The sequence below is a fragment of the Enterovirga sp. CN4-39 genome, from assembly GCF_049446235.1.
Classification (GTDB): Bacteria; Pseudomonadota; Alphaproteobacteria; order Rhizobiales; family Beijerinckiaceae; genus Enterovirga.
In genome coordinates, this window is sequence record NZ_JBMSEF010000026.1 from 41,940 (window position 1) to 62,492 (window position 20,553).

At 68.7% G+C, this 20,553-nt stretch carries 24 protein-coding genes; 10 read left to right on the forward strand and 14 right to left on the reverse strand.

Features of this window, described 5'->3' with window-relative positions:
* The first annotated feature begins 112 nt into the window (after positions 1–112).
* Complete coding sequence (locus tag ACO2SS_RS26265) at positions 113–478, forward strand: hypothetical protein (RefSeq protein ID WP_423280818.1); 366 nt, start codon at positions 113–115, stop codon at positions 476–478.
* A 17-nt stretch (positions 479–495) separates the two neighbouring features.
* Here ACO2SS_RS26265 and ACO2SS_RS26270 read toward each other — a convergent pair whose 3' ends face one another.
* The 4 genes from ACO2SS_RS26270 to ACO2SS_RS26285 form a co-directional block, all read right to left on the reverse strand.
* Positions 496–783 carry a GNAT family N-acetyltransferase gene (locus ACO2SS_RS26270; RefSeq protein ID WP_423280819.1) on the reverse strand — a complete coding sequence of 96 codons (288 nt, stop codon included), beginning with the start codon at positions 781–783 and terminating at the stop codon, positions 496–498.
* Between the two features lie 28 nt (positions 784–811).
* On the reverse strand, positions 812–1,999 hold the full coding sequence (locus ACO2SS_RS26275; RefSeq protein ID WP_423280820.1) for a CaiB/BaiF CoA transferase family protein: 1,188 nt from the start codon (positions 1,997–1,999) through the stop codon (positions 812–814).
* 76 nt (positions 2,000–2,075) lie between these two features.
* Complete coding sequence (locus tag ACO2SS_RS26280; RefSeq protein ID WP_423280821.1) at positions 2,076–2,366, reverse strand: hypothetical protein; 291 nt, start codon at positions 2,364–2,366, stop codon at positions 2,076–2,078.
* A gap of 20 nt (positions 2,367–2,386) precedes the next feature.
* Positions 2,387–2,878: an NUDIX domain-containing protein gene (locus ACO2SS_RS26285; protein WP_423280822.1), complete on the reverse strand. Its 492-nt coding sequence runs from the start codon at positions 2,876–2,878 to the stop codon at positions 2,387–2,389.
* Positions 2,879–3,150: 272 nt separating this feature from the next.
* Here ACO2SS_RS26285 and ACO2SS_RS26290 point away from each other — a divergent pair, with 272 nt between their 5' ends.
* Both ACO2SS_RS26290 and ACO2SS_RS26295 read left to right on the forward strand, forming a co-directional pair.
* The gene (locus ACO2SS_RS26290) at positions 3,151–4,077 is read left to right on the forward strand and encodes a metallophosphoesterase family protein (protein ID WP_423280823.1); all 927 of its coding nucleotides are present in this window, start codon (positions 3,151–3,153) and stop codon (positions 4,075–4,077) included.
* On the forward strand, positions 4,074–4,556 hold the full coding sequence (locus tag ACO2SS_RS26295) for a YbaK/EbsC family protein (protein ID WP_423280824.1): 483 nt from the start codon (positions 4,074–4,076) through the stop codon (positions 4,554–4,556). Before ACO2SS_RS26290 ends, ACO2SS_RS26295 begins: the two co-directional genes overlap by 4 nt.
* Before the next feature lie 10 nt (positions 4,557–4,566).
* On the opposite strand, the gene hrpB is transcribed toward ACO2SS_RS26295, so the two are convergent.
* Positions 4,567–7,053, reverse strand: coding sequence for an ATP-dependent helicase HrpB (gene hrpB / locus ACO2SS_RS26300; RefSeq protein ID WP_423280825.1), 2,487 nt, complete (start codon positions 7,051–7,053; stop codon positions 4,567–4,569).
* Positions 7,054–7,139: 86 nt separating this feature from the next.
* On the opposite strand from hrpB, the gene ACO2SS_RS26305 reads away from it, so the two are divergent.
* From ACO2SS_RS26305 to ACO2SS_RS26315, 3 genes are all read left to right on the forward strand, one after another.
* Entirely contained in the window at positions 7,140–7,391 is a 252-nt protein-coding gene (locus ACO2SS_RS26305; protein ID WP_423280826.1) for a hypothetical protein, read from the forward strand.
* A gap of 51 nt (positions 7,392–7,442) precedes the next feature.
* Positions 7,443–8,168: an SOS response-associated peptidase gene (locus ACO2SS_RS26310; protein WP_423280827.1), complete on the forward strand. Its 726-nt coding sequence runs from the start codon at positions 7,443–7,445 to the stop codon at positions 8,166–8,168.
* Positions 8,169–8,311: 143 nt separating this feature from the next.
* On the forward strand, positions 8,312–8,572 hold the full coding sequence (locus tag ACO2SS_RS26315) for a hypothetical protein (protein ID WP_423280828.1): 261 nt from the start codon (positions 8,312–8,314) through the stop codon (positions 8,570–8,572).
* A 56-nt stretch (positions 8,573–8,628) separates the two neighbouring features.
* Here the strand turns inward: ACO2SS_RS26315 and ACO2SS_RS26320 are convergent, their stop codons facing one another.
* Complete coding sequence (locus ACO2SS_RS26320) at positions 8,629–9,054, reverse strand: PRC-barrel domain-containing protein (RefSeq protein WP_423280829.1); 426 nt, start codon at positions 9,052–9,054, stop codon at positions 8,629–8,631.
* A 134-nt stretch (positions 9,055–9,188) separates the two neighbouring features.
* On the opposite strand from ACO2SS_RS26320, the gene ACO2SS_RS26325 reads away from it, so the two are divergent.
* Both ACO2SS_RS26325 and mepA read left to right on the forward strand, forming a co-directional pair.
* Positions 9,189–10,247 carry an SDR family oxidoreductase gene (locus ACO2SS_RS26325; protein WP_423280841.1) on the forward strand — a complete coding sequence of 353 codons (1,059 nt, stop codon included), beginning with the start codon at positions 9,189–9,191 and terminating at the stop codon, positions 10,245–10,247.
* Between the two features lie 52 nt (positions 10,248–10,299).
* Positions 10,300–11,205, forward strand: a complete 906-nt coding sequence (gene mepA, locus ACO2SS_RS26330) for a penicillin-insensitive murein endopeptidase (protein WP_423280830.1) — start codon at positions 10,300–10,302, stop codon at positions 11,203–11,205.
* 15 nt (positions 11,206–11,220) lie between these two features.
* Here the strand turns inward: mepA and ACO2SS_RS26335 are convergent, their stop codons facing one another.
* The 4 genes from ACO2SS_RS26335 to ACO2SS_RS26350 all read right to left on the reverse strand — a co-directional run bounded on the left by ACO2SS_RS26335 (position 11,221) and on the right by ACO2SS_RS26350 (position 14,646).
* Positions 11,221–11,754 (reverse strand): TIGR00645 family protein, encoded by a 534-nt coding sequence (locus tag ACO2SS_RS26335; RefSeq protein WP_423280842.1) that lies wholly within the window; start codon positions 11,752–11,754, stop codon positions 11,221–11,223.
* Positions 11,755–11,792: 38 nt separating this feature from the next.
* A complete protein-coding gene (gene msrA, locus ACO2SS_RS26340) occupies positions 11,793–12,446 on the reverse strand; it encodes a peptide-methionine (S)-S-oxide reductase MsrA (RefSeq protein ID WP_423280831.1) in 654 nt (217 codons plus the stop codon).
* 122 nt (positions 12,447–12,568) lie between these two features.
* Positions 12,569–13,732: an ABC transporter substrate-binding protein gene (locus tag ACO2SS_RS26345; protein ID WP_423280832.1), complete on the reverse strand. Its 1,164-nt coding sequence runs from the start codon at positions 13,730–13,732 to the stop codon at positions 12,569–12,571.
* A 107-nt stretch (positions 13,733–13,839) separates the two neighbouring features.
* Positions 13,840–14,646 (reverse strand): glutamine amidotransferase, encoded by an 807-nt coding sequence (locus ACO2SS_RS26350; protein WP_423280833.1) that lies wholly within the window; start codon positions 14,644–14,646, stop codon positions 13,840–13,842.
* 289 nt (positions 14,647–14,935) lie between these two features.
* On the opposite strand from ACO2SS_RS26350, the gene ACO2SS_RS26355 reads away from it, so the two are divergent.
* Positions 14,936–15,319, forward strand: a complete 384-nt coding sequence (locus ACO2SS_RS26355) for a response regulator (protein ID WP_423280834.1) — start codon at positions 14,936–14,938, stop codon at positions 15,317–15,319.
* Between the two features lie 14 nt (positions 15,320–15,333).
* Here the strand turns inward: ACO2SS_RS26355 and ACO2SS_RS26360 are convergent, their stop codons facing one another.
* Positions 15,334–17,475 carry an adenylate/guanylate cyclase domain-containing protein gene (locus ACO2SS_RS26360; protein WP_423280835.1) on the reverse strand — a complete coding sequence of 714 codons (2,142 nt, stop codon included), beginning with the start codon at positions 17,473–17,475 and terminating at the stop codon, positions 15,334–15,336.
* 136 nt (positions 17,476–17,611) lie between these two features.
* On the opposite strand from ACO2SS_RS26360, the gene ACO2SS_RS26365 reads away from it, so the two are divergent.
* Positions 17,612–18,466, forward strand: a complete 855-nt coding sequence (locus tag ACO2SS_RS26365; RefSeq protein ID WP_423280836.1) for an EcsC family protein — start codon at positions 17,612–17,614, stop codon at positions 18,464–18,466.
* Between the two features lie 6 nt (positions 18,467–18,472).
* Here the strand turns inward: ACO2SS_RS26365 and ACO2SS_RS26370 are convergent, their stop codons facing one another.
* From ACO2SS_RS26370 to ACO2SS_RS26380, 3 genes are all read right to left on the reverse strand, one after another.
* Positions 18,473–19,084: a hypothetical protein gene (locus tag ACO2SS_RS26370; protein ID WP_423280837.1), complete on the reverse strand. Its 612-nt coding sequence runs from the start codon at positions 19,082–19,084 to the stop codon at positions 18,473–18,475.
* Between the two features lie 64 nt (positions 19,085–19,148).
* The gene (locus ACO2SS_RS26375) at positions 19,149–19,346 is read right to left on the reverse strand and encodes a hypothetical protein (RefSeq protein WP_423280838.1); all 198 of its coding nucleotides are present in this window, start codon (positions 19,344–19,346) and stop codon (positions 19,149–19,151) included.
* A 112-nt stretch (positions 19,347–19,458) separates the two neighbouring features.
* Positions 19,459–20,553, reverse strand: a 1,095-nt coding sequence (locus ACO2SS_RS26380) for an OmpA family protein (protein ID WP_423280839.1), incomplete at its 5' end; no start/stop codon positions are given.

Below are 20,553 nucleotides of genomic sequence, written 5' to 3' on the forward strand. Positions count from 1 at the left end.
TCCGCACTCGAGGCGAGTTCTGATCAAGGGCGGCTCTGCCGCCCTTTTTCATGCGTGCGGCAACCGCCCGGGCCCCTGCGGGTTCTCCCCTCAACAGTTTGAGGAGGCTCCGATGGCCAACCAGGCGAAAACCGAGAATCTCAAGAGCTTCGACGCCTACCGCGACGAGAACGGGCAGTTCATGGGCCAGGATGCGCCGACGGACCTCGCCCGGCCGGATGACCTCCAGCGGCATCTGAACAGCGACCCGAGCTGGGAGGCGGAGACGGCTCGCGTCGCCTCAGGGGCGCCTCGGCTCGATTCGATTGCCGGCGGCAGCATCGAGACCTCCGACCAGACCGCGGCCGAGACCCCAGCCGAGAATATTCGGCGCATCAGCGACGCGGGCGGGGATGCGGGCGGGCCCAAGGCGGCGGGGGAAAGCTCTGCCGCCAAGGAGGCCGTGGAGCGCGCGACTGCGGGGTTGGGGAAGCCCTGAGCTCCGACCGTCCGCGGTCAGGAGACCAGAAGGTCGCGGTGAGCGCGGTGCGCGCGGAGCCAGCCGCGCGCATAGCCGCAGAGGGCGAGGATCTTGCGGTCCTCGGCTCTGGCCTGCTCCGCCACCGCAGACATGAGCCGGTCGGACGCGCCTGTCCCGCGCAGAGGCGGCGGCGCATAGACGTAGCTGATGACGAGCACGCCCGGTCGCCGCTGGTAATCGGCGTAGGCGACCTGCCCGGAGACGTCGAGCTCGAAGCGGCTCCGCTCCTCGGCGTCGTGGAAGGCGGGCATGGTCTCTGTCATCGGTTCCTCGGCCGGCTGCTCGGGTAGATCAAACGATTCCCCGCCGGCGGAGATCCGCGACCTCTTCCGCCGAGTAGCCGGCAGACCCGAGGATCTCGTCCGTGTGCTCGCCGAGCTTCGGTCCAAGCCAGCGCATCGCGCCAGGCGTCCGCGACAGCTTGGGGGCGATGCCGGGGACGGGCATCGGGGTGCCGTCCGGAAGCTGCGCGTCGATGATCATGTCGCGAGCGCGGTAGTGTGGGTCCGCCATGATGTCGGCCGCGTTGTAGATGCGTCCCGCAGGTACAGAGGCCTGGTTCATGACGGCGAGCGCTTCCTCCACGGTGCGCTGCTCCGTCCAAGCCTCGATGGCAGCGTCGATGAAGTCCGCTTCCGCGGCCCGTCCCGCATTGTCGGCAAAGCGCGGGTCCTCGCCGAGGTCCTCCCGCCCGATCGCCTTCATGAGCCGACGGAAGATGGAATCTCCATTGCCGGCCACAAGCACGTAACCGTCCGAAGCCTTGTAGGCATTCGTGGGCGCAATACCCGGCAGGGCGCCCCCTGAACGCTCCCGAATCTCGCCGAGGACGCCGTATTCCGGGATCAGGCTCTCCATGATGTTGAAGACGCTCTCGTAGAGCGAGACGTCCACGACCTGCCCCGTGCCGCCGTTCCGGACGATGTCGATGATCGCCATCAGGGTTCCGATGACGGCATGCAGCGCGGCAAGGGAATCACCGATCGAGACCCCGACACGGGAGGGCGGTCGGTCAGGCGACCCGGTCGTGTAGCGAATGCCGCCCATGGCCTCGCCGATCACGCCGAAGCCCGGCCGCTCGCGATAGGGCCCTGTCTGGCCGTAACCCGAGAGCCGGACCAGGATGATCTTCGGATTCAGGCGCGAAAGATCCTCGAACCCGAGTGCCCACTTCTCCAGCGTGCCGGGGCGGAAGTTTTCGACGACCACGTCCGCATCGGCGGCAAGCCGGCGCACGATATCCTGCCCCTCTGGGGCCTTGAGATCGATCGTGACCGAATGCTTGTTGCGGCTCTGGACGTATGACCAGAGCGAGGTCCCCTGATGGGTCTTGCGCCACTTCCGCAGGGGATCGCCGATACCGGGCGGCTCGACCTTGATCACGGTCGCGCCGAACTCGGCGAGCAGCCGGGTCGCAAAAGGGGCCGCGATGAGCTGCCCGAGTTCGATCACCTTGAGACCGGTAAGGGGGCCGGACATGCTCCTCCTCGCAGACTTGGGCGGCATCTCGGCGGCCGCCCCGGGCCCTTAAACTGCCGACCTTTCCGGGGCCAGATCAGCTGCCCGCAGGCACGAGGATGCAAAAGGTCCGACTCTTCGGATCCGCCGGGTTGTAGAGGCAGCGGTGGAAGTTCTCGTCGAAGCTCGGGCGTGCCTGGAAGCGGGTGAAGATCTCGCCCGTTGGCACCACGAGGTAGCGCCCATCCTGCAGCGCCTCGATCTCGCCCAGCAGGGCCGGGCGGCAATCATGGTCGGCGCAGCAATCCCTCGGATACCCGCCATGGGCCCAGGAGGGCTGGGCGGTCACGACGGCCGCTACGACGCAGAGTTCCTGTAGGATGCCCATCCGGCCTCCCAATTCCGCCGCTACCACAATGCAGTGGGCACACGTCTTTCGGCAATCTCCGACAGGCGCTCGCGCGTTCCCCGGGTCAGCCCCTCCGGCAGGGCATCCAGGGGAAAGAACCTGCACTCAGCGATTTCATGGTCCGGCATCCGGCCGCCGCCAGCCGCGGTAAAATCGCGCACGACGAAGACAAGCACGTGATCGCGCCGCGAGACATGGCCGTTCAGGAAGACGCCATGAAGCTGCGGCGCGCCAGCCAATTCGACCGCGGCCTCCTCGCGGAGCTCCCGGGCGAGCCCTTCCAGCGCGTTCTCGCCGACCTCGATGCCGCCGCCCGGGAATTGCCAACCCGGCGCATAGGTGTGCCGGACGAGGCAGACGCGGTCCTCCGCGTCGATCACGACCGCGCGGACCCCCAGCGTCATGCCGCGCGAGAGTAGGAACCATCCGTGGAGGGCGCGCCGCGATACTCTGGCCACGACATGGGAAAAGAGAAGCCGTTTCAAGTCCATTACATCATCTATGCTAAACCAACATGGCTGGCCGGAGGGGAGCCCCTTAGCTCTCGCTTCTACGCAGGAGTACACTATCTAACGGTGTAGGTATTCGACGATGTTTCTCTCATACATTCTCGCGCTGATGGCCCGTCGGCCGGCCTTCTCCTGGCAGCCCGAACTCGACCTCAGCGACAACTCGGTCCGATCGCAACTCATCGCCGGCGCGCAGTACTGAGTTCCCCGGTCCGGCTTGACGGGGCGGGAACTCGGCCCGAGTTTGCGGCCGCATGTTCCGTATCGCCCACCTGACCGACCCCCATGTGGGGCCGCTGCCCCGGCCGGCGATCCGGCACCTGCTCGGCAAGCGCTTCACCGGCTATGTGAACTGGCGCCGCGGGCGGCGCGACGCCCACGACATGGATGTGCTGGCGGGGCTCGTGAGCGATCTCCGCGACCAGACCCCGGACCACATCGCCTGCACGGGTGACATCTGCAATCTCGGCCTCGCCAGCGAGTGGCCGAGCTCTCGGCTGTTCCTCGACGGGCTCGGCAGCCCGGAGACCGTCAGCTTCGTGCCCGGCAATCACGACGCCTATGTCCAGAAATCGCTCGCCGGGCTCCTCAAGGCCGTGGATCCCTTCGCCCGCGGCGACGAACCCAGTCCGCATCGGTTTCCCTACCTGCGCCGGCGCGGCCAGGTTGCGATCGTTGGCCTCTCGTCCGCCGTGCCGACCGCGCCTTTCGTCGCCTCGGGCAAGCTGGGGCGCACGCAGCGCAAGGAGGCCGAGGAGCTGCTGGCGGCACTCGCCCGGGAGCCGCTCTTCCGCCTCATCCTCATCCACCATCCGCCGCATGTGGGCGGGGCGCCCGCCGGCCGGAATCTGACCGATGCCGACAAGTTCGAGGCCATTATCCGGAAAGTCGGCGCCGACCTGATCATCCATGGCCACAACCATGTCGGCTCGGTCGCGCATATCGAGGGGCCGGACGGTTGGGTGCCGGTCGTCGGTGCGCCGAGCGCCTCAGCCCGAGGCGGCGCCCTGACGCACCGGGCCGGCTACCACCTCTTCACGATCTCGGGCGAGCCCGGCGCGTTCCGGGTCGAGGCGGAACTGCGCGGCATGGACTCGACCGGCAAATTCTGCGGGCTCGGGCCGATCACGATGGGCCGGGACCCGATAACCTTCGGCCAGGTCATGGGGCTGGGGCGGTGACCCGTCCGCTCCCCCCGGCCTCGGATCGTGTGCGCGAGGCCGCCGTGGGGCTCGGCCTTGCGATCGAGATTCTCGAACACCACGCCCCGACGCGGACGGCCGAAGAGGCCGCAGCGGCCTGCGGCTGCGAGGTCGCCGCGATCGTGAAGTCGCTCGTCTTCGCGGGCCACCAAAGCGGCGAGCCGCTGCTTCTGCTCGTCTCGGGCGCCAACCGGGTGGACGAGGCGCTTGCCGGGGCGGAGATCGGGGAGGCGATCATCCGCCCAGACGGCAAGGCGGTCCGGGCCTGGACGAGCTTTGCCATCGGCGGCATCCCGCCCTTCGGCCATGGGCGGATCCTCAAGACCTACATGGACGAGGACCTGCTACGGCACGAGCGGGTCTGGGCGGCTGCCGGCACGCCTTCAACGGTATTCCCGATCGACCCCCATGTTCTCGCGCGAGTAACCGGCGCCAGGGTGGCCCGGCTCTCCGGCTGACGGGTCGCGCTCACGTCCCGCGCGGCTTCGCCCGGCGGGTAGGCTCGGCATTGGCCGGATCTTCCGGCCAGGGGTGCCGGGGATAGCGGCCGCGCATCTCGGACCTGACGTCGCTCCAGGAGCCGCGCCAGAAGGCCGGCAGGTCCCGGGTGACCTGGATCGGCCGGTGCGCGGGCGAGAGCAGGTTCAGCACGAGAGGGACGCGGCCTCCCCCGATCGTGGGGTGTTTCGCGAGGCCGAACAACTCCTGCACGCGGACGGAAATAGCGGGTCCTCCCTCCGCCGCGTAATCGACCGGGATGGAAGACCCCGTGGGGACGGTGAGATGGGTCGGCGCCTCCTCGTCCAGACGCCGACGCTTGTCCCACGGGATCAGCGCCTCCAGGGCATCCCGCAACTCGGCCGCGGAGATGTCCGCCAGGCCCCGTTTGCCGACAAGGTGGGGCGCCAGCCAGTCTTCGATGCTCTCCCCGAGCGCGGCGTCCGATAGGTCCGGCCATTCCGGCCCCTCCGCACTGCGCAGAAAGGCGATGCGGTCGCGAAGCTGACGGCTGCCATCGGACCAGGGCAGTTGCGCCGCGCCGAGCCCCGCGAGCCCGCGAGCGAGGATGCGGGCGGAATCCTCGGTCGCCGGCACGGGCAGGGGTTTGTCGCCGAGCAGCACCGATCCGAGCCGCCGGACCGATCGGGCGCGCAGGGCCCGCGCGATTGGGTCGAATACGATCTCCTCGCGCGAGACGATCCTGCCCGCTGCGAGGCTTTCGATCTCCTCCGGCGAGATCGCCGCGGCCGCGAGGATACGGGCGGATGCCGCTCCGCCCGCGATTTCCGCGATGGCAATGAAAGGCTGGCGGGCGAGGGCGAGATGCGGCTCCAGCGCGGCGCCGCGGCCATTCGCCATCGCGTACTCGCCGGGTTTTCCGCGCGCCTTGGCAATCCGGTCCGGATAGGCCAGGGCGACCAGGAAGCCTGTGGAGACGCCGTCCTCCTCCCGTGAAGGAAGCGCCGCAGCATCCCGGACGGCTAGCCGCGCCCAGCCTGCAGCCATGCGGCGGAGTTCGGTTGCCCGGCCGGAGCGGTCGCGGCGGAAGCGATCGAGCCGATCCTCCAGATCGACCGCATCTCCGCCGAGCCCCCGTTCGGAGACGAGCCCCGCGAGTACCGCCGCCTCCGTTGCGCAGCCGTGCTCGGCACCGGACAGGACCATCCGGGCGAGCCTTGCCGGTAAGGGCAGAGCGCGGATACGGCGCCCGACCGGCGTGATGCGTCCGTCGGTATCGAGAGCGCCAAGCTCCGTGAGCTGGACCCGTGCTTCGGCCAAGGCAGGGGCAGGCGGCGGATCCAGGAACGGGAGGCTGGTCGGATCGGCAACCCCCCATTCGGCGCAATCGAGAAGCAGCCCGGAGAGGTCGGCGGCCAGGATCTCCGGGCGGCTGAAGGCGTCGAGCGAGCCCGTTGCCGCTTCCTCCCAGAGCCGGTAGCAGATCCCTGGCTCCGTGCGCCCGGCGCGGCCGCGGCGCTGGTCCGCCGAGGCGCGCGAGGCGCGGCGGGTCTCCAGGCGCGTCAACCCGATCCCGGGTTCGTAGACCGGCACGCGGGCGAGGCCGGAATCCACGACGATCCGGACACCCTCGATCGTCAGGGAGGTCTCCGCGATGGACGTCGCGAGCACGACCTTGCGCCGGCCGGGCGGAGCCGGCCTGATCGCCGCGTCCTGCTCGCCCCGGTCCAGGGCGCCGAAAAGAGGCACGACGTCGATTCCTGGATCGCTCAGCCGCTCGTTCAAGGCCGTCTCGACCCGTCGGATTTCGCCCGCGCCAGGCAGGAAGACGAGTGCCGAGCCGGGCTCGGCCCGCAATGCCCTGAGCGTCGCATCGGCAACCTGCTCCTCGATGCGGCGGTTGGGGTCGCGCCCGAGGTAGCGAGTCTCGACCGGATAGGCGCGGCCTTCGGAGCGGATGACCGGAGCGTCGCCGAGCAGGGCCGCAACGCGCGCGCCGTCCAGTGTCGCCGACATGGCCAGGATACGGAGGTCCTCGCGCAGCCCAGCCTGCGCCTCGATGGCAAGCGCGAGACCCAGATCCGCATCCAGCGAACGCTCGTGGAACTCGTCGAAGAGCACGGCGGAAACGCCCTCGAGCGCCGGATCCTCGACGATGCGGCGCGTGAAGACGCCCTCCGTGACAACCTCGATCCTGGTCTTCGGCCCGACACGCGATTCCATGCGCACTCGCAGGCCGACCGTATCGCCGACCCGCTCCCCGAGCGTCCGGGCCATGCGGTCGGCTGCCGCCCGCGCGGCGAGCCGGCGCGGTTCGAGCAGGATGATGCGGCCGCCCTTCGCCCAGCTCTCTTCGATGAGAGCGAGCGGGACTCGCGTCGTCTTTCCCGCCCCGGGCGGCGCAACGAGAACGGCATTAGGCCGTTGCTGGAGTGCGGCGGTCAGATCAGGCAGGATCGCCTCGATGGGCAGCCGGCCGTCAGGTCCCTCTTTCATGCTGGGGTGATGAAGCCGAGCCCGGATGGGCGCAAGCTCTGCGAGGACCGGTCGGCAATCAACGAGGCTGAGAGCGGGAGACCAGGATGTCGCGCGACCCGGATGCGATCCTCGGGGCCATCGTGGAACTCGCGATGGGAGTTGCGCGCCAGTGCCCCGATTGCGCCGACTCGGCCGCGAAGATCGCCTCGCTCGCCGGGGAACTGCGGGCCGGTCCGATCGATCGCGGCGCCGTTCAGGACGCGCTTGATGCCGAGATCGGCGAGAACGACCTCTCCGACGTCCGAGTACGGGCCGCGGCAGAATCCGTGGTCAAGGCTACCCGGGAGGAAGGGTAAAGCGCGCTCGCGCGCTGCCGCCGAATGCCGATCTGAGCTAAGCTGTTCCTCATGTGCGGACGCGTGGTGCAGGCAAGCCCTCCCGACATCCTGTCTCTTCAGATCGTGGAGGGGAGGGGAGATCCCTCGGGAGACCGATTCCGCAACACGCCGCCTCGCTACAATGGTGCCCCCACGCAGGAGCTCTGGGTCATCCGGCAGAACCCGGCGACGGGCGAGCGCTCGCTGGAGCTCCTGCGTTGGGGGCTCATCCCCTCCTCCTCGCCGGAGAAGCCGAAAAAGCCTCTGATTAACGCGGCGGCCGAGCTTCTGACCCATCGTGCAGAGTTCGCGCCCGCCTATGCGCGCCGGCGCTGCATCGTGCCGATCGACGGCTTCTACGAGTGGAAGCCCGTGGAGGGCGAAAAGATCAAGCAGCCATTCTGTGTGGCGATGCGAGACGGATCGCCCTTCGGCCTCGCGGGCCTCTGGGAGAACTGGAAGGACCCGGCGACAGGGGAATGGATCCGGACCTTCTGCGTGGTGACGACCCGAGCGAACGCGGTTGTGCGTCCTATCCACAGCCGAATGCCCGCCATCCTGAAGCCCGCGGACTTCCGCCGTTGGCTCGGCACGGAGGAGGATCCTCGCGATCTTCTGGGTCCGTTCCCGGCGGAGGAGATGATCGCGTGGCCGGTCTCCACACGTGTGAACTCGGTGAAAAACGATGATCGCTCCTTGGTGGAGCAGCACCCCGAGGCTGACGGTACTTGGCCGCGGGATGGGAATAGTGCCTGAACGCTTGACTCTTCGCGAATCGATTCAAGATCAAATTAGGGCTGGATCGAAGTATTGCCGCAGCTCTCCTGCCTGTTGAACCCGTTCTGGAATCGGTAACCTTGGCTCCGAGGTTTCGATTCGGGATGTCGGCAGGTGGACAGTTGAGAACACGGCTGAAGACGCTGGCGCAGGACCATCTGCAGCAGGCGTACTACATCCTGCAGGTCGATGAATCTTTCGCCGAGGCGCGACGCCTCATCGCCAGGACTCTCGACGTCATGGATCGCGATCCGGAGGACGACATCCTGGCGGGCGAAGCGCCCGCAAACGTGGTGCGATTCCGACCGCTCGAGCGAGCGCCCGGCGCCACGCCCCTCGCCCAGCTCGTTCAGCGGCGCCGGGGGGGCGCCGCCGAGGGCTGAGAAGCCGAGGATCAGGGGATCAAAGGATACCTCGATCCTCGATGCCCCATCGGGGATCAGATCCCCCAATAGGGAGTGGCGTTGTAGTAGCGGTGGACGTGCTCCTCCCAGTCGCGGTCGAAGGACGGGTCGCGGCCTTCGCCCGTCCGCCGGGGTGCATCCCGGAGCTGATCCTCGGTCAGGTTCATCTCGTAGGCGTCCAGTGCCGTATTGTACTTCAGCGCGGACCACGGGATCGTATGGTAATCCTCGCCGAGCCCGAGGAAGCCGCCGAAGCTCATCACCGCATAGGCCACCTTGCCGGAGAGCTTGTCGATCATCAGCCGCTCGATCGTGCCGATCTTCTCGCCGTCCGGCCGCCGGACGGGAGTGCCCTCCACGCGGTCGCTTGCGATAAGGGAATTGCCGGCGGGCGTCGGTATCCCTGCGGCCGCATCGCCGCTCGTCTGGCCCGTCACGTAGTCTGTCGTGCCGATCGCCATCGGATCCTCCATGCGTTTCGTTGAAGCTGCGAGGTGAACGTCACGCCTGTTTCACGGTTCCGGTGCGGCCCCCGGCAGGAACTGGGCTCTCCGGCCCCACGTTGGAGCGGCGTTCGAGGGAAGAAGAAATGGCCATCCAGCTGAAGCCGATCCGCGACCAGGTCATCGTGATCACGGGTGCGTCGAGCGGCATCGGGCTCGCCACGGCGCATCTGGCGGCGTCCCGCGGAGCGCGTCTCGTGCTGGTGTCGCGCAATCGCGAGGCCCTGGATGCCCTGGCCGCTGAGATCAGCCGCGGGGGAGGCGAGGCGGCCGTCGTGGTTGCTGACGTTGCCCGGCGCGAGGATCTCGAGCATGTCGCCGCGCGGGCCCGCGAGGCCTTCGGCGGCTTCGATACCTGGGTCAACAACGCCGGCGTGTCCGTCTACGGCACGGTCCAGGACATCCCGCTGGCCGATCACCGCCGGGTTTTCGACGTGGATTACTGGGGCGTCGTGCATGGCTCGTTGATCGCGGCCCGCGAACTACGTGAGCGAGGCGGCGCCATCATCAACATCGGCAGCGTCCTGTCGGACCGCGCGCTCGTGCTGCAGGGGCCCTATGCGGCGGCGAAACATGCCGTGAAGGCCTTCACGGACACGCTCCGCATGGAACTGGAGCATGACCGTGCGCCGGTCTCGGTGACGCTCGTCAAGCCGTCCGCGATCGACACGCCCTTCTTCGAGCACGCGAGAAGCAGGCTCGATGCGCCGGGCATCCGCAACCCCCCGCCTGCCTATGACCCCTCGCTCGTCGCGAAGGCGATCCTGCACGCGGCAGAGACCCCGAAGCGGACGATCGTGGTCGGCCTAGGCGGTTATGCGATCTCGCTGATGGGCGCGCATTTCCCCCGGCTCACCGACCTCATGATGGAGGCGGTCGGATTCCAGGGACAAAAGACGGAGGTGCCCACTCCGCCTGGGCGTCGCGACAACCTCTATGCGCCGCGCCAGGATGGGATGGAGCATTCCGGATTGCCCGGCGGGCGCCGAGAGACGAGCGTCTATCTCGAAGCGCAACTCCACCCCGTCGTGACGGCCGCCGCGATTGTGGGCGTGGCGGCGGCGATCGGCGGCATCCTGGCCGCACGCCGCTCCGGACGTGGGCGCGTGCGCGACATCGAGAGCGAGTTCAGGCGGGCCGGTGGCGCCTGACCGGACAATTGGCTCGATTTCGGACAGAGATGCGCTCGGCTAGACTTACCGCATGCGTCTGATTCATGCCCTGGCCCTGATGGGCTGCCTGTCCGGCCCCGCGCTCGCGCAGGATCGCGGCACCCTGAACCCGAAGCCCCTGCCGCCCCTCGCCAACCCGAACGATCCCGCAACTCCTGCCAAGGAGCTCTTCGGCCGGGCAACGGCGCCAGCTCCGCTCGCGCCGCGGGCCATCGGCTTCTACTCGAGGGGCTGCCTCGCAGGCGGGGCGGCGCTGCCGATCGACGGGCCCAACTGGCAGGTGATGCGGTTGTCGCGGAACCGGAACTGGGGCCACCCGGCCATGGTCTCGTTCCTGCAGCGACTCTCGGCGCGGGTGCCGCAGATCAACGGCTGGCCGGGACTGCTGGTCGGCGATCTCGCCCAGCCGCGCGGCGGGCCCATGTTGACGGGGCACGCGTCTCACCAACTCGGGCTCGACGCCGATATCTGGCTCACCCCGATGCCGGATCGTCGCCTGAGCAGGGCGGAACGGGAGGAGATGTCGGCGACGAACCTCGTCCGGCCCGACCGCCTCGACACCGACCCGGCGCGCTACACGCCGGGGCATCTCGCGCTCCTCCGCGCGGTGGCCCGGGAGGACGAGGTGGAGCGCGTCTTCGTGAACCCGGCGATCAAGCGCGCGCTCTGCCGTGACGCCAGGGGCGACCGCGACTGGCTGGCCAAGGTTCGCCCGACCTGGGGCCACAATTACCACTTCCACATCCGGCTCGGCTGCCCGGCCGGGAGCGGCAGCTGTCGGTCCCAGGACCCGCCGCCGGAGAGCGAGGGCTGCGGCTCCGAGCTCGACCGCTGGTTCACCCCGGCCATGCTGTTCCCGAAGCCTGGGAAACCGCGTCCCCCGATGACCATGGCGGCCCTGCCGGATGAGTGCCGGCAGGTGCTCGCGGCGCCCTAAGGCGCCGCGGGTCGGTCAGAGATGCGGTTGCGGCTTGTCCCCGTGGGACTTGCCGTGGCCGCCTTCGCCGAACCGGTCGGTCAGGGCGAAGACAAGTCCTGACACCACGAACACGACGTGCAGGCCGACATACCAGGCGACCTCCCGGTCCGAGATGTTCTTCAGGTCCATGAAGATCTTCAGGAGCTGGATCGCCGAGATCGCCACGATGGACGACATGAGCTTGAGCTTCAGGCCGGTGAAGTCGATCTTCGACATCCATTCCGGCCAGTCGCGAGTCTGCGCCATGTCGATCTTCGACACGAAGTTCTCGTAACCCGAGAAGATCACGATCACCACGAGCGACCCCGTGAAGGTGAGGTCGACCAGCGTCAGCACGCCGAGGATGATGTCGGCCTCCGTCGCCCGGAACGAATGGGAGACGAAGTGCAGGAGCTCCTGCATGAACTTCAGCAGCAGGACGCCCAGCGCCAGGACAAGCCCGACATAGAATGGGGCGAGCAGCCAGCGGCTCGAGAAGATGACGGTCTCGACAATGCGCTCGGCCAGGGGACCCCGGCCATTCTGCGCTTCCCCGGTCTGGTCCATCAAGCCGCGACTCCGACACCGATCGGGCACGTGACGCCGGTGCCGCCGAGCCCGCAATAACCGCCGGGGTTCTTGGCCAGATATTGCTGGTGATAATCCTCGGCGAAGTAGAAGGGACCGGCTTCGCGGATTTCGGTCGTGATCGTGCCGTAGCCCCGCCCGTCCAGTGCGGCCTGGAAAGCCGCCTTCGACCGTTCAGCCGCCTGGCGCTGCTCCTCGTCGAAGACATAGATGCCGGAGCGGTACTGGGTGCCGATGTCGTTGCCCTGGCGCATGCCCTGAGTCGGGTCATGCCCCTCCCAGAACGCCTTCAACAACTGCTCGTAGGCGATCTGCGCAGGGTCGTACACGACGAGGACGACCTCGTTGTGCCCGGTCATCCCGGAACAGACCTCCTCGTAGGTGGGATTCGGCGTGTGGCCAGCAGCATAGCCGACGGCCGTCACCCAGACGCCCGGCAGTTGCCAGAAGATCCGCTCAACCCCCCAAAAGCACCCCATCCCGAACACGGCCAGTTGCGCACCCCCGGGATAGGGCCCCTTCAGCGGGCGGCCATTCACGAAGTGGCGTTCGGCGGTCGGGATTGGGTTGGGGCGGCCAGGCAAAGCGTCGGCCTGGCTCGGCACCTCGGTCTTCTTGCGGAAGAGGAACATTGATCAGCTCCGATTTCGGAGCTGAATATGGTGAGCGCGCCGCCGGCTGTCACGGCTCCTCGCGAGATTGCGAGGGGGTAGGCCGGCGCTAGGAGGCGCCGGCCCATGCAGCCGCGACCGTCTTATTGCGTCGCCGCTTCCGGCAGCAGCTTCCAAGCGCCGTTCTCGATCGTGACCATGACGCGGGCGCGCTTGTCCTGGCCGACGTGATCGTCCTTGGTCATCGTGACGACGCCCTGGCTGTAGACAACGTCCTTCAGGCCTTCCAGCGCATCCCGCAGGGCGGCGCGGAACTCGGGCGTGCCGGGCTTGGCGTTTTTGGCCGCGACCGGAATGGCGGCCTGCAGCAGGACGAGGGCGTCGTTCGCGTGCGCGCCGAAGGTGTTGGCGGAGCCGGCGCCGAACATGGCCTCGTACTTCTGCACGTAGTCCAGGCCAGCCTTTTTCACGGGATTCGTTTCCGGCAGCTGCGCCGCAACCAGGACCGGTCCCGCCGGCAGGATCGTGCCTTCCACATCCTTGCCGCCGACGCGGAGGAAGTCAGCATTGGCGACGCCGTGGGTCTGGTAGATCTTGCCCGCGTATCCACGCTCCTTGAGCGTCTTCTGCGGCAGGGCAGCCGGGGTCCCGGAGCCGGCGACCAGCACGGCCTCGGGCTTGGCCGCCATGAGCTTGAGGACGGGTCCCGTCACGCTCGTATCCGTCCGGGCATAGCGCTCGGTCGCGACGAGCTGGATGTTTTTCTCCTTCAGGGCCGGCGTGATGACGTTGAGCCAGCCGTCGCCATAGGCGTCGTTGAAGCCGATGAAGGCGACCGACTTCACCTTCTGGGCCGCCATGTAGTCGACGAGGGCGTCGGCCATGAGGCGATCGTTCTGCGGGGTCTTGAAGACCCAGCGGCGCTTCTCGTCCATCGGGCTGACGATCGCCGCGGAGGCCGCGAGCGAAATCATTGGCGCCTTCATCTCGCTGGCCACCTCGAGCATGGCGAGGGAGACCGGCGTCGTCGAGGAGCCGACAACGACGTCGACCTTGTCGTCCGTCAGGAGCTTGCGGGTATTCGCGACGCCCTTGGTGGTGTCCGAGGCGTCGTCGAGCACGATGACCTCGACCGGGATGCCGCCGATCTCCTTGGGCATCAGCTTGGCGGTGTTCGCCTCGGGAATGCCGAGCGACGCGGCCGGACCGGTCGTCGACACCGTCATGCCGATCTTCACGGCCTGCGCGCTGGCTCCCGTTGCGAGCGCGAGCGAACCGGCGGCCATGGCCGCGAACAACAATCTCATGATTTCCTCCCGAGGGTCTGCGAGGCGCGTTCTGCCTTGGGGAGGTTTTAGCGGGAACGGTTGCCCTGTCGAGCCTTGTAGGTGGAGCGGCGACTAAGGTTGCATGCTCACGCGAGTTTCGTGCTGGCGGCAGGGCTCGGGGGAGGAAGGGCCGCCTCCATTCCACCGGCGAGCCAATGGTCGAGGAAGGCATCCAGCCAGACCCGCACGGCGGGATCGTGCATCAGCCGGCCTTCGATCTGCCGCGTCCGGTCCTGCGCGCCAGGCGCGCTGAGCCGTTCGTGGCCGCGCACCGTCCAGCAGCACATCATCGCGTGTGTGACCTCGGGATGAAACTGGAAGCCGAACGCCGCAGAACCGACGCGGATTGCCTGCGTCGGGAAATCGTCTCCTCTGGCGAGCGTCTCCGAGCAGGGCGGACAATCGAACCCCTCGCGGTGCCAGTGGTACACGTGTCCCGGCCAGGCGGCCCCGATCTCGCCCGCGAAGGCCTGTCCCGGCTCGGTGGGAAGGAGCGGATAGTAGCCGATCTCGGCTCGACCCTCCGGATGCGTGTAGACGCGCGCGCCGAGATGGCGGGCCAGCATCTGCGCCCCCAGGCACAGCCCGAGGAGCGGCTTCTGCTCCTTGAGGGCCACGCCGAGCCAGTCGATCTCCCGCCGAATGTAGTCCTCGTTGTCGTTGGCGCTCATCGGGCCGCCGAACACGATCGCCCCGGCATGCCCGGAAAGCGTCGCCGGGAGCGGATCGCCGAAGCGGGGTCGCCGGAGGTCGAGCGGATGGCCCCGCAGCCGCATCAAACGGCCGAGGCGTCCTGGGGTGGAGTGCTCCTGGTGAAGCACCATGAGGACCGGGAGCTTCGGCTCGCCCGGCTCCTCCGCCCGCGCCCTCACGCGATCCGCGTGTCCGCTCACGCCCACCTCTCCCTCTGTTTCGTGCGGCTGGACCGGAGCCCGCTCCTCGGCATGGTCAAGCTTCCTTGCCCGGCAAAGCTGAACGCGAGCTGTCGATCTCGGGCCGCCATGGTTAACCTATCACGAAGTAAGAGCTTTCGAGCCGGGAACTCGGTACGGATCTTCCCGAAATCCAGAAATCCTAAAGCCTGTTCGGCCCCCGTCCTTGACGTGGCCGTTCAGGCAAACCAACACACCGATCATGACTGCCCACCCGCGGAATGCAGGGTGCGGGCCAACGGAATAGAGAATGTCACCACCGGTCTCCGAGGCCGATCAGAAGCTGGCCGGACTTCGCGTGCTCGTCGTGGAAGACGAGGTCGCAATTTCACTCCTCCTAGAGGACATGTTGCTCGACATGGGCTGCGAGGTCGTGGGGCCGGCAGGCCGGCTTGCGACAGCCGCGGAGCTCGCGCAGAGCGAGCAGCTCGATCTCGCCGTTCTTGACGTGAACCTCGCTGGCCAGCCCATCTACCCGGTCGCCGAAGCGCTCGCCGGGCGGAACATCCCGTTCGTGTTCTCGACCGGCTATGGCTCCGCCGGGATCGACGAGCCCTATCGGGACCGGCCGGTGCTGCAGAAGCCCTTCGCCCAGCACGAGCTGCAGCGCGTCCTGCATTCCGCGCTCGCCTGATCGCAGCATCGAGGTCAGGGCCGCCGGAAGGTGCGGATCTGGCTCTCGGTGCCATCGGCATAGGCAAGCTGGACCTGTACGGAATCCGTCCCGGCCGGCAGGGTGATGACCGAGCGCGTGTCGATAGGGCCCGCGCTCGCGCCCGGCTCGCACGGCGGCAGGGGAAGGATGTCCTGCGGCGGGGAATCGCCAAATCCGATCAGGGCAGCCCGAAGGGCGCAGCGATGCACCACCAGCTGGCCGTATGAGAGGAGGTCGGGCAGGTCCGGCCGGAACGACACCCAGGAATCCGGGAAGCGCTCGAGCGTCTCGCGCCCGGCATTCACGAGCGCGGATGCCGGATCGAACGGGATCGGGAACGGTCCCGCCTCCCGGCCGGACAGGTCGCGGTAGGTCAGATACAGCGTCGTCCGACCGACACCCTGGGGGAGGGGGATATCGGCATTGGTCGCCGGCTTCGCTCCCCCGTTGGCGGGCGCTGCCTCCCCGGTCTCGCCGATGCGGGCCGAGATCTGCGTACCCGCCTCCGGCAGGGAGACCCGCGCGATCCAGCCCGTCTCGGACCGGCTGAAGCTGGCGGAGGGACGTGCCGACGAGCTGGCGAAGAAGGTCTCGATCTCGCCGCGGCGGGTCCGAGCCGCCTCCAGCCAGCCCTCGAGGAAGCTCGCGTCAATGAAGAGCTGCGAGAGCGAGCCGGTCTCCGCGCCCTCGATGAAGCGGTCCAGGGCCGCGAACGCGAGGCGGCGGTCGGTCAGGGTCGGCGCGCCCTGCCGCTTCTCCATCAGGGCTTCGGCAAGGAAGTAGGAAGCCGGCAGGAAGTCGGGGTTGTCGCTCGCGAGCGCCTCGAGGCGAGCGCGTCGGTCCGGGCTTTCGCTCTGCATCGCGGCCGCGAGGGCGCTCGCCTTGCCCGGGTTCGTCCTGGCGAGCTCCTGGGCGACCTTGCGGGCGGCTTCGGCCCCGAGCGTGGCGCGCATCAGCGTGACGTACCGGATCGCCAAATCCACCGCTTCGCCCGCGACCGGGGCCGCTGCCGCATAGGCGCGCAGTGCCGCGCCGCGGTCTCCTTTAGCCTCGAAGGCGCGCGCGTTGTGGTAGAGCTCCGGCACCGTCTTCGCATCCGGCAGCACGCCCGCGCGGGAAAGCGCGACGAAGCTCGCCGCCGCCTGCGCAACAGGCATCGGCTTCGGCCGCTCGGCCGGCGGAGTGCGCGGCTTGTCGTCCGCCGCGGGTTTCTCCTGGGTAGGCTTATCCGTCGCGGGAGGCTTCTCGGGCGCCTTTTCGGCGGCCCTCACCGGCGGCTTCTGGACGTTTGCCGACTGCGCCGGCGTCTTGGGGGGTGCCGTTACGATCTCGACGGGCGTCTGGCTGGCGAGGTTCGACTCGGGCCGCGATGGTGGCCGGGCCACCTCGCTCCAGGTGCCGTACATCTTCATCATCATCGGCAGGCCCGGAATGGCGGCAGCGCCGGCAGCCACGAGCAGCGTCAGCGCGACCAGAAGCCGGCGTCGCCCGGACACGGCATCGTCCGCCGGCACCTCGGACAGACGCTCGCGTCGAGCGTCGAGCATGACGGGTTCGCCGGCGACCAGAGCCCCAGGACGGCGCGAGATCACGAATGCATGGAGCGGCTGCGGGAAGTTCTTGACCCGCCGGGGGCCGATATCCTGGAACTCGACCGGGATCTTGTTCGCCACCGCCTCGTGAACGGAGCGCGAAACGCAGATCCCGCCGGGGGGCGCCATGCTCTCCAGGCGCGCAGCGATGTTGACACCGTCTCCGAGGAGGTCGTCCCCGCGCTCCACCACGTCCCCGATGGTGATGCCGATCCGGAATTCGATGCGGCGGGCCGGATCCTGGTCCTGGCTCGCCGCGGCTAGGCTGTCCTGGATGTCGACCGCAGCCCGCACCGCCTCGACGGCCGAGTCGAACTCGCACATCACCGAATCGCCGGCCGTGTTGAAGATGCGGCCACCAGCCCGATGCACGAGCCCGTCGAAGATCTCGCGCGCCGCCGCAAAGGCGCGCAGCGTGCCTTCCTCGTCCATCGCGACCAGGCGCGAATAGCCGGCCACGTCCGCCGCGACGATCGCGGCGATCTTGCGTTTCAGGGGAGGGGCGCTTGAAGGCGCATCGCTCCGTTCCATGGCGGCGGGCATGGACTTTCTTCGTCACGACGACACGGCAATATGAAGGCGAAATCGTCAAGGATTTCGCAATGCAGCATCCGAACACGGATCGCGCAGGGCCGCCGCGCGTTCTCCGTCGTCCTGGAAATCCTCAACGGAGGAGATCGTGTCGAGCGAGTTGACGCTGCCCGACCCCAACGAAGCGACGGGGCTTGCGCCTGTGACATCTACCGGCGGCGGCGACTTGTCGCCCGAGGACCGCGCGGCGCTGCGCGAGGCGGTTCAAATCCTCGAAGGCTCGACCCTGGTGGGCCGCCTCTCGACGCTCGCGGGCCGTCCTCTGGAGGCGATCGGCCGCAACCTCCCGGTGCCGGCCCAGCAGGCGGTGAGCCGGGCCACGGATGTCGCCCTGAGGACCGCGATGCGAGCGGCGCTCACGACGATCCCGAAAACGGACAGGCTGCGGATCAGGGGTTTCGACAGGGTGGCGGCAGTGACGTCTGGAGCGCTCGGCGGGGCCCTGGGGCTGGTGAGCCTGCCCGTGGAACTGCCGGTCTCGACGGTGCTGATCCTCCGGACGATCGCCGGGATCGCGAGGGAGAACGGGGAGGATCTCGCCGACCCCGAGACACGCCTCGCCTGCCTTGAGGTCTTCGCGCTGGGCTCCCGGACCGAGGCGGATGATCTTGCGGGCAGCGGGTACTTCGCGGTCCGCACGGCGCTCGCACGGTCCCTGGGTCACGTCGCGAAGCTCGCGGCGGGACAGGGCCTAGCCGATGCCAGCGCGCCGGCGCTGGTGCGCTTCATGGCCCAGATTGCTTCGCGATTCGGCGTGGTCGTGTCGCAGAAGGTAGCGGCGGCAGCGGTTCCCGTGCTGGGCGCGCTGGGCGGGGCGGCGGTCAACGCCGCCTTCCTCGAGCATTTCCGCACCGTCGCGCAGGCCCACTTCACCGTCCGGCGCCTGGAGAGGCTCTATGGCGCCGAGGCGGTGCAGGCTGCCTATCAGGCCGAACTGGCCTGAGCCGGCCTATCGGAGCCCGACCGTTTGCGCGAGGGTTTCGCCCGCTCCGGAGATGCGGTCCCCGAGAGAGGTGACACCTCTGACCACGGCGCGGCCGTCGGGAAGAACGGATTGGATCTTGTCCGTCCCAGGAACCCGCCAGCCGAGCACCTCAAGGCCGCGCTCCTCGGCGGGCGGGCTGACCGCCGACGGGGGAGGTGGCACCACGGCCGGCTCGATGACAGTAGGCCGGTTCGGCGGCAGGGTGGCGAGCTTGCGGGGCGGCTCCCGTCCGGCACGGTCGCCCGGCGCTGGCCGGACCGCAGCGAGGCTCCTCGACGGCTCGGGCTGCGCTGCCGACTCGCTCCAGGGGCTCGGCTCCACGATGGGACGCGCAAAGGTCGCGATCGTGTCGTAGGTCCGGGTCATCCGGGTTGGGACCTGCTCAACCTCCCAGGTCAGGCGGTCGAGGCTCTTGCTATTCTCCGTCTTCCGGGCCGGACGCTCCGGCTCGTGCAGCGCCATCACGAGCAATCCCGCGGCGATGCCGGTCACGAGCGCAATGGCTATGGGCTGACGCACGACTGACGCATGTCCGAACAAGCGGCGCCCGCCGTGCGCCTTTCCTGATCCCTGCATCCGATTCTCCGTCCTACCCCCGGGCGCAAGCTTTCCGCGGTTTGAGGCGAATTTTTGAATCGGCTCAGGTGCGGTGTTTCGCTTTGGGGGTAGCGCGGCCGATCTCGTCGGCGCGTCGCAGGGCTCCTCCGCCGGCCTTTGCGGGCGGGCGGACCGGCGTCACGGCGTCGAGGACGCGCGTGATCGCAGCCTCGACCTGCTCCTGCCGGGGGGCGTCCGGCGTGCCCGCGCAGGCTTGCTGGGGCTCGTCACGCTTGCTCATCGACACGCGCTTACTCGATCGGCGGCTCTGGCCGCATTCGCATGGGACAGGGGAGACACGCGCCGGGGCGGCCGTTCGGAATCGGACGCTCCGACGCGTGTCGCCCAGTCGCTTAACGCTGCGCTTGTCCCTGCAGAAGAGGCGTGATCCGCCGAACCGTCACGCGCCTGTTCTCCCGAGAGGCGTCCTGCGTATTCACCTTCAGGTGCTGCTCCCCGTAGCCCTGGGTGGTCAGGTTCTCGGGCGGAACGCGGTATGCGCGCGTCAGGAGCTCGGCCACGGACTGCGCCCTGCGGTCGGACAACGACAGGTTGTCAATGTCAGAACCAACCGCATCCGTATGCCCTTCGATCAGGAACACCTCCTGCGGGTCCTGCGCCAGCGCCCGGTTGATCGCCTGGGCGATCACGGACAGGCGGCCAGCCTGGTCCGGGCTGACTTCCCAGGAGCCGGTCTCGAAGTTGACCGTGTTCAAGTCCACGCTGCGCATGCGGGCCCTGAGCGCGGGGCTGTAGCGGACCTGGTCGAGCGTGTAGCGCTCCCGGATCGGCTCCAGCGGCGGCGCGGAAAGCGTCTCGTAGATGAGCTCCGGCGGCGCCTCCTCGGCCTCCACGATGTAGCGCTCGCGCGGGATGCGCATCGGGGGCGGCGGAAGCTCGACCACCTCCTCGTAAACGGCCCGGCGCCTCGGCCCCGCAAACGAGTTGTCGATGATCACGACCTCGCGGCCCTCCGGCGTCCTCCGGATGCGGCGCACCAGCCGGCCGTCCTCGTCCACGACCGTGATCACCTCGCCACCCCCGGGACGCTCCACGATCGTCACGGTCTCGCTGCCCCGCCGCTCGCGGCGCGACCGGCCGAGTTCCTCGAAGCGCTCCGCCTCGTCGTGGCGGATGAACACCCGGTCACGGTCCCGCACGATTACGCGGCCCGGCTCCTGGATGACGGTCCGGCCGTCCTCCTGCACCTCCCGGCGGCGCTCCCGCACGGCCGAGATCCCAGCGGCGGCCGCCGCACCGGCTGCGGCCCCCGCGGCGAGGCCGGGCAGGAACCCGCCCGGGCGCGAGTCGTCGCCGCCCCGGCGTCCTTCCCGCGCTGGAGCGGCGCCTGCAGGCCCGCCGGCATCCCGGCCGGGCGTCGGCGCGGTACCCGGCGCCCCGGGAGCCGTTCCAGGCTCGCGCCTGTCCTGGCCCGTGCGCGGCGCGCC